The organism is Streptomyces sp. NPDC006294, assembly GCF_042870895.1.
In the GTDB taxonomy this organism is placed as follows: domain Bacteria; phylum Actinomycetota; class Actinomycetes; order Streptomycetales; family Streptomycetaceae; genus Streptomyces.
On record NZ_JBIAHV010000006.1, the window covers coordinates 64,827 to 78,517 of the forward strand.

The following is a 13,691-nucleotide window of genomic DNA, read 5'->3' on the forward strand; positions in this document are numbered from 1 at the left end:
GTTCTCTTTCCTACCAGCCTGTGACGGATCCCGCGGTCCGACCGCTCACGAGCCGGAGCCGCCGTCGGGACGGTCCGGGTCGTCGGAGCCGTCCGAGCCGTTGACGGTTCGCCGCTCCAGTGGCCGGACCGCCGGGCCCTGCAGCACCGAGCCGTCCACGCCGAACCGCGAACCGTGGCAGGGGCAGTCCCAGCTGCGCTCCGCCTCGTTGAACGCCACCAGGCACCCCAGATGGGTGCAGCGGGCCGACACCGCGTGGCAGACGCCGTCGTCGTCGCGGTGGACGGCGCAGCGCCGCCCGTGCAGGCGCACCACCGCACCGCTCCCCGGCGCGATGTCCGCGACGGAGTCCACATGGGTGGTCCGCAGCCGGTCGCCGACGAAATGCTTGCCGACCTCCGCCTGCTGGGAGAGCAGCGTCGGCGCCTCCCGCACGGTGCTCCACAGCCGCCGGGGGTCGTACAGGTCCGTCCACGGAGGCCGGACCGCGCAGATCAGGCTCGCCAGCAGCCGCCCGGCCAGCACGCCGCCGCTCATGCCCCAGCCGCCGAAGCCCGTCGCCACATAGGTGTGCCGGGCACCCGGATGGAACGGGCCGATCAGCGGCACGCGGTCGCTCGGGTCGTTGTCCTGCGCCGCCCAGCGGTACCGGGTCTCCTCCACGGCGAAATGCGTGTGCATCCACTCGTCGAGGATCCCGATCCGCTCCGGGACGTCCGCCGTGCCCGGAGTGAAGGTCTCCCCGGTCACGATCAGCAGCCGCCTGCCGTCGTCCAGCGGCGCCGTGCGCACGGACCGCTTCCCGCCGTCCTCAGTGATGTACATGCCGCCCGGGTCCCGGTCGGCGGGCAGCGGCGCGGCCACGACCAGCTCCCGGCGCGGTGACATCCGCGCGAACAGCAGCGCCCGGTCGAAGACCGGGAAGTGCGTGGCGACGACGACGTCGTGGGCGGTCACCGTATGACCGCTCTCCGTGGTGAGCCGGCAGGGCGTGCCCTCGTGCAGACCGGTCACCCGGGTCCGCTCATGGATGGTGTTGCCGTAAGCGGTCAGGTCGCGGGCCAGTCCGAGGAGGTACTTGCGGGGATGGAACTGCGCCTGGTCCGCCATCCGTACCGCGCCGGCGACCGGGAACGGCAGCCCGGTGTCCTCCGTGTACGCCGCGTCCAGACCCGCCTCGGCCGCGGCCTCCGCCTCCCGCTTCAGGGCGTCCCGCTCGGCCCGGTCCCTGGAGTAGACGTAGGCGGGGCCGCGCTCGAGCTCGCACTCGACATCGAGTACGGAGGCGACCTCCGCCACGCGCTCCACGGCCGCCTGCTGGGACCGCGCGTACAACCGTGCGCCCTCCGCGCCCCTGGTCCGCCGCAGCCGGTCGTAGATCATGCCGTGCTGCGCCGTCACCTTCGCCGTGGTGAAGCCCGTGACACCGGCCGCGATCCGGTCGGCCTCGAGCACCACCACCGACCGGCCGCCCTCACGGGTCAGCTCCCACGCCGTGCACAGCCCGGCGATCCCGCCGCCCACGACGGCCACGTCGACCTCGAGGTCGGCCGTCAGGGGAGGGAAGGACGTGGTGTCGCTGGTGCGCATCCAGTGCGATTCCGTCGTGCGCGTACGCCAGTGCGTCCGGCTCTCCGCGCCCGGAGAATGAGAGTTCGACATACGGGCCGGGTGCCCCCTGACGGCCCGCCGAAGCGCTTGTCCCGCGGGTCGCCCGGCGTGACTGACACAGGGCGGACGGGGTACCCGCACGAGCAGAAATGTCGCAGCACCGGCCGCCTCGCCGGTACCGAGCAGCAGGAGGAGGTGTCAGCCGTGGAGACCCGGGCCGACACCGGAAGGATCAGCAGCCGAATCTCCGAGCGGGAACAGGTCCGCACCTGCAGGCCCGCCGTGGTGACGAAGGGCCGTGAGCCCGACCGTCAGTCGGAGAAGAACAACCCGGAGCCGAACATCGTCCGGGGCGAGGACTGAACGCAGCCGTCTGACAGCGTACGGAGGTGCCCGTCATGGACGGACCTGGTCTCTCCGAGCCCGAGCGGATGATCCTCGCCGAGATCGAGCGGGATCTGCGCGCCGACGAGCTTCTGGACCACCGCCTGCGGACGATGAGTCCCGGCCCGCCGCTCGCGCGGGTGACCCGCGGTCTGCGGACACATCTGCTCGCCGCCGGCGTGAGCATGCTGGCGACCCTGACCTGCGTCCTTCTGGTGATGGCCGCGTCCACTTCGGAGCCCGGCCTCATCTGGGCGTTCGCCACCACCTGGGCGCTGACCCTGGTCGGTCTGCTCGTGCTCGTCTGCCGGTGGTCCAGGCGGCTCTCCGCCCGCCGCCGGACAGGCGGCGGCGAGCGGGACCCCGGACCGGCCTGAGCGGCGGCGGCCGATGGGGATCACACGCACCGGCCCGGGCGGGCGCCGTGAGAGCGACGAGGAGCGCCTGGACCGGTTGTGGGGGGAACTGCTGCGCGAGGTGAGGGTCGCCCTCGCCGGCGTCCAGCTGCTCTTCGTCTTTCTGCTGGCCGTCGCCTTCATGCCGCTCTTCCGCTCGCCCGGCGACGTGGACCGGGCTCTGTACGCGGCCTGTCTGCTGCTGGGGGCCGCGGCGATCGGGGTGCTCGTCGCACCGGTCGGCATCCACCGCATGGTCACCGGCCGGGGACTGAAGTACGAGGCCGCCCGGTGGGCCTCCCGGCTCACCCTGCTGGGGCTCGCGATGCTGCTCGGCATGGTGGCGCTCGCACTGCTGCTCGTGCTGCGCAACGTGCCCGTGATCGGTGACACGGCGGCACTGGTGATGGCCGCCGCCGTCGCCGGAGGGCTCACCGCCTGCTGGCTGGTGCCGGCGGCCGTGATGCGGCACGGCGTCGGCCCCGAGGCCGACGGCCGGCAGGGTCGGGAACGGCCGGGTCCGCGGGGTCCGGGGCAGCGTTCTTCCTCCGGGCAGGGGTGAACGCCGCCGGGCAGGGATGAACGCCGCCGGCCCGTCGGCCGGCGGCGTCGTGTTTCCGGGCGTGTCAGCCGCCGTGGCCGCCACTGCCGAACGCGCCACCGCTCTCGTCGGAGTCCCGCGGGGGCTTCTTCTCGGGCGCCGGGCGGGACCCCATGTTCCCGTAACCGTGGAGTTCGTGGGGTGTCAGCCGGCCCGGAACCTGATGACCCGCACTCGGGTCGAAATCGTCGTCGGGCTCCAGGCGGCTCTCGTAGTGCGTCTGGTGATCGGGGCGCCTCGGCTGCTCCTCCTCCGTCGGAGGCGAATCGCGCCGCCGCCGCGCGCCCACCTGCCAGACGACCCATACGAGCAGCACCAGCAGCCCGACCACGATCAGTCCGAAGACGATCACCGCGGGCGCTCCCTCAGCGGCCGCGAGGACGGTCTCGGCGTCCCCGGCCGGCCGGTTCAAAGTGACCATGCATAGCGGGTACCCAATCTGAGCGGTATATCCGCCGGTGGCGGCGCAGACGCCCGAATGGACGCGACCGCTACCAGCGCTGGTGCACCTGGGGCCGGATCCGCCGGTCGTACAGCTCGCGGACCGCGTCCAGGGTGCGCTGCGGAAGCGGCGGCGCGTCCGCGGCGGCCGCGTTGGCACGGGCCTGCCCGGCGGAGCGGGCGCCCGGGATCACGCTGGTCACACCGGGCTGCTGGACGACCCAGCGCAGGGCCGCCGCGGCCGGCGTGCGCTCCGGTCCCACGAGTCCGGCGAACTCGGCGGCCGCCTCGACACCCGTGGCGAAGTCGACGCCGGAGAACGTCTCGCCCTGGTCGAACGCCTCGCCGTGCCGGTTGTAGGTCCGGTGGTCGTCGGCGGCGAAGACGGTGTCCTTGGTGTACTTGCCGGAGAGCAGCCCGGACGCCAGCGGCACCCGCGCGACGATGCCGACCCCGGCCTCGGCGGCGGCGGGCAGGACCTCCTCGAGCGGCTTCAGCCGGAACGGGTTGAGGATGATCTGCACGCTCGCGGTGCCGGGCCGGGCGATCGCCGTGAGCGCCTGCGCGCAGGTCTCCACGCTCACGCCGTACGCGGCGACGCGCTCCTCCGCGACCAGCGTGTCCAGCGCGTCGAAGACCTCGTCGGACGCGTACACGGCGGTCGGCGGGCAGTGCAGCTGCACCAGGTCGAGCCGGTCCACGCCGAGGTTCCTGCGGGAACGGTCGTTCCACGCACGGAAGTTGTCCAGGACGTAGTTCTCCGGGAGCTGGTCGGCGCGGCGGCCCATCTTGGTCGCCACGAACACGTCCGCGTCCGGCCGCCTCCGCAGATACCGCCCGATGAGCTGCTCGCTGCGCCCGTCGCCGTACACGTCGGCCGTGTCGAAGAACGTGACACCCGACTCGACGGCCGCGTCGAGCACGCCGAGCGCCTCGTCCTCCGCGACATCGCCCCAGTCGGCCCCCAGCTGCCAGGTGCCGAGCCCCACCACGGAGACGCTCCGGCCGGTCCTGCCCAATACACGCTGTTCCATGCGGCGCATCCTATGCCGCGCCGCCGGTGCTGCCGCCGGCCGCCGCTACCGGTGTCCGAGCGGGCACTCGGTGAGCGGATCCCGGCCCTCGCCGGGCATGGCCACCGTGTGGCCGGCCGCCGGCGCCTCGCTTCGGCCGATCCAGTCCTCCATCGCCGCGAACGCCGAGCGGTGACACGGCGTCAACGGCCGGAGCCGGTCCGGGAAGACGTCGTACAGCGAGTCGACGTGCGTGCCGCCCTCGATCCGGTAGTAGCGGAAGAGTCCGTCCCGCCCCGCGTCGCGGACCATGCGCGCGTACACGTCGGAGCCCTCACCGATGGGCAGCAGCACGTCCAGCGTGCCGTGCAACGTGATCAGCGGCTTCCCGATCCGGCCCGTCAGCGCGATCCGGTCCACGGCCCGGTGCACCTCGGCGGGCCGCGACGCGTAGTCGTAGTCCGCGTCGCAGGCAGGCGTCCCCGGCGCGCAGAACGGTGTCCCGGCCTCCGTGGCCCCGTCGAAGGCGGGGTCCAGCTCCTCGCGGTAGATCCGCTGCGTCAGGTCCCAGTAGTACCGGTGGTGGTACGGCCACAGGAACTCGGAGCCCGCCGGGTACCCGGCCGCCACCATCTCCCGGTGCGCCTGCCCGGCGCCGGCGCCGCCCGCCGCGTACACCGGATACGCGCGCAGCGCCGGCGGCAGGAACGTCAGCAGGTTCGGGCCCTCGGTGCGCCACAGGGTGCCCTCCCAGTCCACCCCGCCGTCGTACAGCCCCGGCCGGTTCTCCAGCTGCCAGCGCACCAGATAGCCGCCGTTGGACATGCCCGTGGCGAGGGTGCGCTGCGGCGGGCGCTGGTAGCGCTGGGCGACGACCGTGCGCGCGGCCCTGGTCAGCTGGGTGACCCGCTCGTTCCACTCGGCGATCGCCGCACCGGGGCGCCGCCCGTCCCGGTGGAAGGCGACGCCGGTGTTGCCCTTGTCGGTCGAGGCGAAGGCGTAGCCGCGGGCAAGCACCCAGTCCGCTATCGCCCGGTCGTTGGCGTACTGCTCGCGCACCCCGGGGGATCCGGCGACGACCAGGCCGCCGTTCCAGCGGTCGGGCAGCCGGACGACGAACTGGGAGTCGTGCATCCAGCCGTGGTTGGTGTTCGTCGCCGATCCGTCGGGGAAGTAGCCGTCGATCTGGATGCCGGGGACGCCGTCGGGCGTCTCGAGCCCCGCCGGTGTCAGGCCCGCCCAGTCGGCCGGGTCGGTGTGCCCGGAGGCGACCGTCCCCGCGGTGGTCAACTCGTCGAGGCACGACACCTCCTGGTGCTCGGCGCCGGGCACCCGCAGGGTGTGCTGCCGGGCGCAGTGGCCCCGTTCCCCGGCCGCTTCTTCCGCCCCGGCGGCGGGGACGGCGGTCATGCCGAGCAGCAGCGCGGCCCCGGCGACGGCCCGTACGGCACGTCCGCCCGTGGCGGACCTGCTGCGGCGTGCGGGGAGGATGCCTGGCGGAAGGGCGAACGGCACGGAAGAGCCTCCTGGGTGAGAAATGGTGCAACGGTGGGGTGCGAGGCGGCCGGTCAGGGCGGTCGGCGGCCGTCGCCGTGCGCTTCGGTGCCGGGTCCTGCGCGGGGTTCACGGCGGACGGGGGCCGCTGCGCGGGGCCGTGTCCCCTACCCGGCCCTGCCCGAAACCGGACGCGGTGGCATCGGACCTCCCACGGGTGACGGAACGAGTCCCGTCACCGTAGGAAAGGCCCGTGCGGCGGGGAATGGTGACAGCGCCCATAGCCCCGCCCGTGGACCGCGGTTCACGGCCCCTTGCGCAGTGGGGCGACCGCTGCTAAGGCGTCCCGCTCCTAGGGTCCAGGGGCCACAGGAGCGGAGTTCTCCGGAGCGGGCGCGTCGGGGGCCGGGCCGGCGGGGGAGTCGGCGCCGGACTCCGGAGCCGGCTCGGACGGCGGCTGACCGGGTTCGGACGGCGGTGCCGGTTCCGACTCGGGCGGCGGCGCCGGCGAGTCCTGCGGCGCGGGCTCGGACGCGGGCGGGTCGGGCGGCCGGTCCGGGGACGGGGTGTCGCCGTCGGACGGGGAGGCGTCCTTGGAGGGCGAGGGCTCGCCCGAGGGCGGCTCGGTCTCCTTGTCCCGCGTGCCCGTGTCGCCCGCGGGACGCTTGATCCACCGGTCGTCGTCACGCAGGACGAACTCCTTGACGGGCCGGTCCGCCGGCGTCACGACGACGACGTTCGAGGCGCGGTAGCCCGGCCACGGGTCGCCGTTCGTCCGCGGGTCCTGCTGTGGGACCGGCGGCGTCAGCGGGTTGCCGCAGGCGCACCGGACCCTGGGCATCCCACGCTCGTCGACCAGCACGGTCGTGCCGGCCTGCAGCACCGCCTGGTAGGAGGTCGGCTCGCCGTCCTGGTAGCCGTGGTTGGTCACCCGGGTGTCCATCCGCAGCTGCACCGGGGTGAACGAACGCAGCAGTTCCGGAACCCGGGCCGGCTCGACCCGCTGGACCCCGGCGAAGGCCCGGTTCTTGGCCGGCTCGGCGCGCAGCGCCTTGATCTGCTGTTCCACGTCGCAGCTGGCCACCTTGCGGGTGCCGCCGTACAGCCCCGGGGCGGACCCCTCGACGCTGCGGGTGACATTGCGGCTCGCGGTGGATCCGTCGGGCTCGGCGGCCGGTGTGGAGGCGGGCGGCGAACTCTCCTTCGCCGTCGACTCGGTGAAGGGGTCGGGCCCGGCCGAGCCCGCAGCCTGCAGGAAGACCTCACCGCCGCCGCCACCGGCCCCGGTGCCGGCGCCGCCGTCCGGGCGGGTGAGCACGACGGTGAGGACCACGGCGGCGACGAGTGCGACGGCGATCGTGGCGATCCGGGGGACGGACCGCCACCAGGGCCTGCTCGGCCCCTCGTGCGAACCGCCGCCGGCTCCCGTCCCGCCGGGCCCGCCGGGTCCGCCGGGTCCGCCGGGTCCGCCGGGTTGACCGGGTTGACCGGGGCCGCTCGGCGGCCCGGGCGGACCCGCGTCGGACGGCCCCGAGGGCGGCGGCGGGGGAGTGGGCCCCGGCTGCGACGGGCCGGAGAGCGGCCCGGAGGGAGGACCGGTCGGGCGGCCGGAGGACGGAGGTTCGGCACTCACGGGGTCTTCTTCCCTGGCGTAGGGAGGCGGAAGACGGACAGCTCTTCCGTCGCTACCGATATGCACCATTGTGTTCCCCGGTTCGGGGTCACCCGCAAGCCGACGCGGTCGGCCCACTCGGGGAGCGCACCGCACCCGCCGTGCATAGCGTGGCAGCGTGAGTCAGCAGGCACCGAAGAGCACCGGCAGCGCGACCCGTCCGGCCCACGGCTGGCCCCACGCACTCGCGGCGGTGCTCGGCGGCCTCGTCGTCATGGCCGCCACCGCGGCACTCGGACTGTGGGCGGCCGGCGCGGCGGACCTGCCCGACGGCGGCTTCCTCCCCGTCGTCGCGGCGCTCGTCGTGATGGCGGCCGGCGGCACCGTGGAAATCGCCGGAGACGCCGGCGTGATCGCCGAGACCAGAGCCGGACTGACCGCCCTGCCCCTGTCCGTGGCCCTCGCCGGAGTCCTCACCGTCGCCGCCGGTTTCCTGCGGCCCCTGCGCCACCGCGCCGTCGCCTCCGCGCGCGAACTCGCGGGCTGGGCGGCCCGGCTCGCCGTCCTGTGGCTGCTCGCCCTCATCGGCCTCGGTGCCCTCGCACGCCACACCTTCACCATTCCCGTCGAGGACCCCACCGGCGGGCTCCTGGAAGAACTGCTGGGTCCCGGTCCACAGGTCGGCTTCCGCACCGACCTCCCGCTCACCCTCCTCTTCGGCCTGCTGTGGCTGGCCGGGGTCCTCGCCCTGGCGGTCCTGGTCTCGCGCGGCGCCCCGCTCCCCGCCCGGCTGCTGCGCTTCCAGGAATCCGTGCGCCCGGCCGCGTACGCCATGGTCGCCCTGCTGCTCACCTACGTCGCGGTCGGCGTGGTCATCGGCGTCGTGGTCGCCCTGACCCGCGACAGCACCGCGGAGACCTTCGCGGTGATCTTCCTCGCGCTGCCCAATCTGGTCTGGCTGGCCTTCACCCTCGGCCTCGGCGCGTCCTGGGAGGGCAAGGTGGAGGGCCCCTTCGGCCTGCCGATGCCCCAGCTCCTCGACGAAGTGCTCCGCACCGGCGAGATGTCCCGGCTCGACCTCGCCACCCTCACCGAACGCGACGGCCGCGCCTGGTGGCTGCTGGTCGTCGCCGTCGTGCTCGTGACGGCGGCGGCCTTCCTGATGGCCGTCCGTTCACCGGCCCGGACCCGCCTGTGGCAGCACGCCCTGCACATGGCCGTCGCCCTCGTCCTCACCGTGCTCGCCGTCTGCCTGCTCGTACGGCTCTACGCCCACTACGGTCTGTCGCTGCTGGGTTTGGGCGATCTCGGCGGCGACCTCGCCGGCGAGGTGGCGCTGCGGCCGAACCTGTGGCCCGCGCTCGGTCTGGCGGCCGCATGGGGACTGGTCACGGGTCTGATCGGCGGGCTCCTCGCCGCACGCGTGCACCGTCGGGGGCAGGCGCCCCCGCCCTCTCAGTGACCGCCCGCCGGAGCTGAGCCGGGGAAGACGGGCAGCGCCCAGCGAGGCGGCTCCGGCGGGGCGGCCGCCTCGCCGGGCGACCCCGGCCCGCGCCCGGCCACCACCGTCGCCGGACGGCCGCTGTCTCCGGCCGCACCGTCCGCGGCGGGTGCCGTGGCAGCGGCGCGCAGCGCCGCCACGAACTCGCCGCAGGAGCCGTAGCGGTCCTCGGGGCTCTTGGCGAGCGCCTTCGCCATCACGGCGTCGACCCCCGCGGGCAGGTCGGGCCGCTCCCCGCTCAGCGGCGGCGCGGGATCGAACTGGTGTGCCCACAGCAGGGCCATGTCGTCGTCCCGCCGGAACGGCGGCGCGCCGGCCAGCGTCTCGAAGACGACACAGCCGAGGCTGTAGACGTCGCACCGCCCGTCCACGGGCCGGCCGGAGATCTGCTCCGGCGCCACATAGTCGAGCGTGCCGACGAACTGGCCGACCGTCGTGAACCCGGTCAGCGACAGGGACTTCTTCGTCAGCCCGAAGTCCGTGAGATAGACATGTTCGGGATGGTCGCTGTCCGTACCCTCCGCGACCAGCACGTTCCCCGGTTTCACGTCCCGGTGCACCAGGTCGTGCGCGTGCGCCGCGTCCAGCGCGGACGCCACCTGCGCGGCGATCCGCCCCGCCGCCACGGCGGGCAGCGGACCCATGCGGTCGAGCAGTACGCGCAGGTCCTGGCCGGGGACGTAGCGCATGGCGATGTAGAGCAGGCCGTCCGTCTCGCCGGCCTCGAAGACGGGCACGATGTGCGGGTGGTCGATGGAGGCGGCGACGCGGGACTCATGCGTGAACCGTTTGCGGAACGTGTCGTTGCGCGCCAGCTCGGGGGCGAGCAGCTTCAGGGCGACGGTCCGATCGAGGCGCAGGTCGCGGGCACGGTAGACGACCGCCATGCCGCCGCGGCCGATCTCGCGCTCCACGAGATAGTCCGCCACCCGCCGTCCGACCAGCTCGGACGGCCGACCGCCGGCCACGCCGGAAGCCGACGCCATCAGCGCTCACCGCCGGGTGGCCCTTCGGGCCGGTCCACGGTCCGGGTCGGCTCGGGATGCGTCACGCCCGGGGCGGTCTCGGGCTGTTCCGGCCGGTCCACGGCCTGCGTCGAGTTGGGGGGCTCCGGTACGCGGGTCGGGTCGGGCGGCCGCACGGCGGCGGTCGCGTCCGGCCCCTTGACGGCCTGAGCCGCCTCCGGCCGATCCCCGGTTCCGGTCGCCTCCGGCCGCTTGACGGCCCCGGGAGCCTCGGGATCTTCCACGACGCGGGTCGCGTCCGGCCCCCGCACGGCCTGCGTCGCCTCGGGATGCGCCACGACGCGGGTCGCGTCGGTGCGGTCCTCGTCCCGCGCCGGGGCGGCCGGTTCGGCGAGCCGGGACTCGTCGCCGTCCCCCGCAGCGGGCGGCGTCTCGGGCGTCACGACCCGGGTGGGCTCGTGGCGCGGCGGCCCGCCCGGCGGCTCGGGGGCGACGACGCGCGTCGGCTCGGGCCCGGTTGCCGGTGCGGCGGGCTCCGGGGTGACGATCCGCGTCGGCTCGGGGCCGTTGACCGGTTCCGGTCCGGGCCCGGCCGCGTCCTCGTCGCCCGGCACCGCGTCCTCCCGCGCCGCCGGGCCGGACGAGGTCGCGAACGTGCTGAGCCGGAGACCGTCGCAGTACACCCAGCGCTCGTGCTCGCCGTCGTACAGCCACACCGACTCGCCGTCCACCACCAGCCCGACCCGCAGTCCGCGCGTACGGTCGCGGAACGTCTCTCCGTCGGACAGCCCGTCGGCCAGGTCCTCCGCGGCGCGCCGGTAGCGGGCCAGCGTCTCGCCGACCCGGGCCAGCAGTGGCCGCGCGTCCTCCGTACGCGCGAGGGGCCTGCCGGCGGCCGGCGGTTCCTGCGGTACGGGCACCAGGAGGCGGCCGTCGACCCACGCGGACCAGCTGTTCGCGCACACGATCCGGCCCCAGTCGCCGCGCCGCTCGGCCAGCTGGACCGGGAGCAGGGGGTCGAGCGGGGTCGTCGGCCGGGACACGTCCGGCGCCTCCCATGCGGGCATCCCCGACTGCGGCACGACGTGTGTGGCGCGGAAGTCCCAGGTGCCGGCCATGGTCGTCCCGGCCTACTTCCGCATGACGGCGGGTTCGTGGCGGCGGAGCAGGCGGAGCACGAGGACGCCGAACAGCGCCGACAGCACCAGCAGCATCCCCATGTCGAGCAGCCACACGCCCGCCGAGTGCTCGAAGAGCGGATCGGCCGTCAGCTCACCGGGCACGATCCGCTCCAGGTCGATCGTGCCCGCCATCGCCCCCAGCGCCCACCGGGACGGGACCAGCCACGCCAACTGCTCGACGACCGCCACACCGGCCAGCTTCAGCAGCGCGCCGCAGAAGACCACCTGCACGATGGCGAGGAGGACCAGCAGCGGCATCGTGACCTCCTCCTTGCGCACCACGGCGGAGACCAGCAGACCCAGCATCATCGCGGTGAACGACAGCAGCGCGACGGCGAGCGTGATCTCCACCAGCGGCGGCAGCAGGACGCCCTCGCCGCCCGGGGCGCCGAGGGCGACACCGGCCAGGGCGACGAGCGTCAGCACGATCGCCTGGAGTACCGTGATCGTGCCCAGCACCACGACCTTGGACATCAGATACGCGGACCTGGACAGGCCGACGGCACGCTCCCGCTGGTAGATCGGCCGCTCCTTGACCAGCTCCCGTACGGCGTTCGCCGCGCCGGTGAGGACGCCGCCGACGCACAGGATGAGCAGGGCGTTCAGGGCCGTCTCGCGGTCGAGCCGGCTCCCGGCCAGCGCGCGGGCCATCGCCCCCATGACGAACGGCAGGGCGATCATGATGACGAGGAAGGTGCGGTCCGCGCTCAGTGCGGCCGTGTATCTGCGCACCAATGTGCGCAACTGCGCGCCCCAGCTCTGGTTCTTCGGCGGTGGCGGCACCGGCCCGGGAGCCGCTGCGCGCGGTACGCGCGGCTGGGCCGTGGAGGCCACGATGTACTGCCGGTTGAACCGCGATTCGCCGTAGGTCCCCGCCCAGTCCCGGGCGCGGTCGCCCTCGAACGCCTCGAACGCCTCCGGCCACTGCGCGAAACCGAAGAAGCCGAGGGCGTCGGCCGGCGGCCCGTAGTAGGCGATCCGGCCGCCCGGCGCGAGGACCAGCAGCCGGTCGCAGACGTCCAGACTGAGCACGCTGTGCGTCACCACGACGACCGTGCGGCCGTCGTCGGCCAGGTCGCGGAGCATGTGCATGACCGAGCGGTCCATACCGGGGTCCAGCCCCGACGTCGGCTCGTCGAGGAAGAGCAGAGACGGCTTCGTCAGCAGCTCGAGCGCGACGCTGACCCGCTTGCGCTGGCCCCCGGAGAGGCTGTGGATCGGCTGGTCGGCCCGCTGCTCCAGGCCCAGTTCCCGGATCACCTCGGCGACCCGGGCCTCGCGCTCCGACCGGTCGGTGTCCTGCGGGAAGCGCAGCTCGGCGGCGTAGGCGAGGGCGCGGCGCACCGTCAGCTGCGCGTGCAGGATGTCGTCCTGCGGGACGAGCCCGATGCGCCGTCGCAGCTCGGCGTAGTCGCGGTAGAGATCCCGCCCGTCGTACAGGACGGTGCCCTCGTCGGCGGGGCGGAGTCCGGTGAGGGCGTTCAGCAGTGTGGACTTGCCCGCGCCGCTCGGCCCGACGACGGCGAGCAGGCACTTCTCGCCGACCGGGAAGGAGACACGGTCCAGGAGCACCTTGCGGCCCCGGTCGACCGAGACCGCCAGGCCCTGCACGTCGAGGGAGACCTCGCCGGTGTCGACGAACTCCTGCAGTTCGTCGCCGACGAGGACGAACGCGGAGTGCCCGATGCCGACGATGTCGCCGGGCCCCACCGGGGCACGGCCGACGGGGAGGCCGTTGAGATAGGTGCCGTTGTGGCTGCCGAGGTCGACGATCTCGTACGTCCCGTCGGCCAGTGAGCGCAGTTCGGCATGGCGACGGGAGACGACCAGGTCGTCGACGACGAGTTCGTTGTCGGGGGACCGGCCGATGCGCACGGTGCGGGCCGGCAGCGGGCGCACGCTGGTGGGCCTGCGGAAGGTCCCCGTGGCGGAGGGCAGCGAGACACCCGACGGCCGGCCTGCGGCGGGCGCCGGCTCGGCGGCCGGTGGTTCGGCGGCCGGTGGTCCGACGGGCGGCGGTTCGGCAGGGTGGGGCGGTTCGGCGGCGGGTGGTTCGACGGGCGGCGGTCCGGCGGCGGGCGCCGGGGCCGGCTCCGTCAGTACGGCCCGTGGGCCGTCGGCGGCGCTGCCGAAGCGGATGACGCTGCCGGGTCCGACATCCCACTCGTGGATCCGGTGGCCCTCGGTGTACGTGCCGTTGGTGCTGTTCTCGTCGGCCAGCGCCCAGTGCCCGTCGACGGTGTGCAGGACCGCGTGGTGCCAGGACACCCGCGCGTCGTCGATGACGATGTCACTCAGGGGGTCACGTCCGACGTGATACGCCCGGCTCGGATCCAGCACCGTGGAGCCGGTGTCGGTCTCCACGGTGAGTACGGGCGCGGTCGGCGTGCCGGACCGCTCAGCCATGTTCGAATTCTAGCGATATGCGCCACTTTGTGCCCCGCGGTGACTCGAGGGTCCGGAACCGGTGCCGGAACCGCGGGGATTCGGGCG

General features: G+C 74.2%; 12 protein-coding genes. 4 read left to right on the forward strand and 8 right to left on the reverse strand.

Annotated elements, in window-relative coordinates; genetic code table 11:
* Nucleotides 1-45 precede the first annotated feature (45 nt).
* The gene (locus ACFYOP_RS11965; protein ID WP_356897408.1) at nt 46-1,590 is read right to left on the reverse strand and encodes an FAD-dependent oxidoreductase; all 1,545 of its coding nucleotides are present in this window, start codon (nt 1,588-1,590) and stop codon (nt 46-48) included.
* A 129-nt stretch (nt 1,591-1,719) separates the two neighbouring features.
* Here ACFYOP_RS11965 and ACFYOP_RS11970 point away from each other — a divergent pair, with 129 nt between their 5' ends.
* From ACFYOP_RS11970 to ACFYOP_RS11980, 3 genes are read left to right on the forward strand one after another with little or no spacing between them, the layout of a single operon-like run.
* On the forward strand, nt 1,720-1,974 hold the full coding sequence (locus ACFYOP_RS11970; RefSeq protein ID WP_388451371.1) for a hypothetical protein: 255 nt from the start codon (nt 1,720-1,722) through the stop codon (nt 1,972-1,974).
* A gap of 35 nt (nt 1,975-2,009) precedes the next feature.
* On the forward strand, nt 2,010-2,372 hold the full coding sequence (locus ACFYOP_RS11975; protein WP_356897410.1) for a DUF3040 domain-containing protein: 363 nt from the start codon (nt 2,010-2,012) through the stop codon (nt 2,370-2,372).
* A 13-nt stretch (nt 2,373-2,385) separates the two neighbouring features.
* The gene (locus ACFYOP_RS11980; protein ID WP_356897411.1) at nt 2,386-2,952 is read left to right on the forward strand and encodes a DUF6328 family protein; all 567 of its coding nucleotides are present in this window, start codon (nt 2,386-2,388) and stop codon (nt 2,950-2,952) included.
* 64 nt (nt 2,953-3,016) lie between these two features.
* Here the strand turns inward: ACFYOP_RS11980 and ACFYOP_RS11985 are convergent, their stop codons facing one another.
* From ACFYOP_RS11985 to ACFYOP_RS12000, 4 genes are all read right to left on the reverse strand, one after another.
* Entirely contained in the window at nt 3,017-3,412 is a 396-nt protein-coding gene (locus ACFYOP_RS11985; RefSeq protein ID WP_356897412.1) for a DUF6479 family protein, read from the reverse strand.
* Between the two features lie 70 nt (nt 3,413-3,482).
* Nucleotides 3,483-4,475, reverse strand: a complete 993-nt coding sequence (locus ACFYOP_RS11990) for an aldo/keto reductase (protein WP_356897413.1) — start codon at nt 4,473-4,475, stop codon at nt 3,483-3,485.
* Nucleotides 4,476-4,511: 36 nt separating this feature from the next.
* Nucleotides 4,512-5,960, reverse strand: a complete 1,449-nt coding sequence (locus ACFYOP_RS11995; RefSeq protein ID WP_388451374.1) for a tannase/feruloyl esterase family alpha/beta hydrolase — start codon at nt 5,958-5,960, stop codon at nt 4,512-4,514.
* A gap of 331 nt (nt 5,961-6,291) precedes the next feature.
* Nucleotides 6,292-7,572 carry a DUF6777 domain-containing protein gene (locus tag ACFYOP_RS12000; RefSeq protein ID WP_356897414.1) on the reverse strand — a complete coding sequence of 427 codons (1,281 nt, stop codon included), beginning with the start codon at nt 7,570-7,572 and terminating at the stop codon, nt 6,292-6,294.
* A gap of 157 nt (nt 7,573-7,729) precedes the next feature.
* Between ACFYOP_RS12000 and ACFYOP_RS12005 the strand changes: the two genes are divergently transcribed.
* Nucleotides 7,730-9,013 (forward strand): streptophobe family protein, encoded by a 1,284-nt coding sequence (locus tag ACFYOP_RS12005; RefSeq protein WP_356897415.1) that lies wholly within the window; start codon nt 7,730-7,732, stop codon nt 9,011-9,013.
* Here ACFYOP_RS12005 and ACFYOP_RS12010 read toward each other — a convergent pair.
* From ACFYOP_RS12010 to ACFYOP_RS12020, 3 genes are read right to left on the reverse strand one after another with little or no spacing between them, the layout of a single operon-like run.
* The gene (locus ACFYOP_RS12010; RefSeq protein ID WP_356897416.1) at nt 9,007-10,038 is read right to left on the reverse strand and encodes a serine/threonine-protein kinase; all 1,032 of its coding nucleotides are present in this window, start codon (nt 10,036-10,038) and stop codon (nt 9,007-9,009) included. The genes ACFYOP_RS12005 and ACFYOP_RS12010 overlap by 7 nt on opposite strands.
* Nucleotides 10,038-11,135 carry a hypothetical protein gene (locus tag ACFYOP_RS12015; RefSeq protein WP_356897417.1) on the reverse strand — a complete coding sequence of 366 codons (1,098 nt, stop codon included), beginning with the start codon at nt 11,133-11,135 and terminating at the stop codon, nt 10,038-10,040. Before ACFYOP_RS12015 ends, ACFYOP_RS12010 begins: the two co-directional genes overlap by 1 nt.
* A 12-nt stretch (nt 11,136-11,147) precedes the next feature.
* Nucleotides 11,148-13,604 carry an FHA domain-containing protein gene (locus tag ACFYOP_RS12020; protein ID WP_356897418.1) on the reverse strand — a complete coding sequence of 819 codons (2,457 nt, stop codon included), beginning with the start codon at nt 13,602-13,604 and terminating at the stop codon, nt 11,148-11,150.
* Nucleotides 13,605-13,691 lie beyond the last annotated feature (87 nt).

Bases quoted from the DNA above. Each gene is read 5' to 3' on its own strand.
- ACFYOP_RS11980 (WP_356897411.1), top strand. From the start codon at position 2,386: ATGGGGATCACACGCACCGGCCCGGGCGGGCGCCGTGAGAGCGACGAG.
- ACFYOP_RS11985 (WP_356897412.1), bottom strand. From the start codon at position 3,412: ATGGTCACTTTGAACCGGCCGGCCGGGGACGCCGAGACCGTCCTCGCG.
- ACFYOP_RS12020 (WP_356897418.1), bottom strand. From the start codon at position 13,604: ATGGCTGAGCGGTCCGGCACGCCGACCGCGCCCGTACTCACCGTGGAG.
- ACFYOP_RS11990 (WP_356897413.1), bottom strand. From the start codon at position 4,475: ATGCGCCGCATGGAACAGCGTGTATTGGGCAGGACCGGCCGGAGCGTC.
- ACFYOP_RS12010 (WP_356897416.1), bottom strand. From the start codon at position 10,038: ATGGCGTCGGCTTCCGGCGTGGCCGGCGGTCGGCCGTCCGAGCTGGTC.
- ACFYOP_RS12015 (WP_356897417.1), bottom strand. From the start codon at position 11,135: ATGGCCGGCACCTGGGACTTCCGCGCCACACACGTCGTGCCGCAGTCG.
- ACFYOP_RS11975 (WP_356897410.1), top strand. From the start codon at position 2,010: ATGGACGGACCTGGTCTCTCCGAGCCCGAGCGGATGATCCTCGCCGAG.
- ACFYOP_RS11965 (WP_356897408.1), bottom strand. From the start codon at position 1,590: ATGCGCACCAGCGACACCACGTCCTTCCCTCCCCTGACGGCCGACCTC.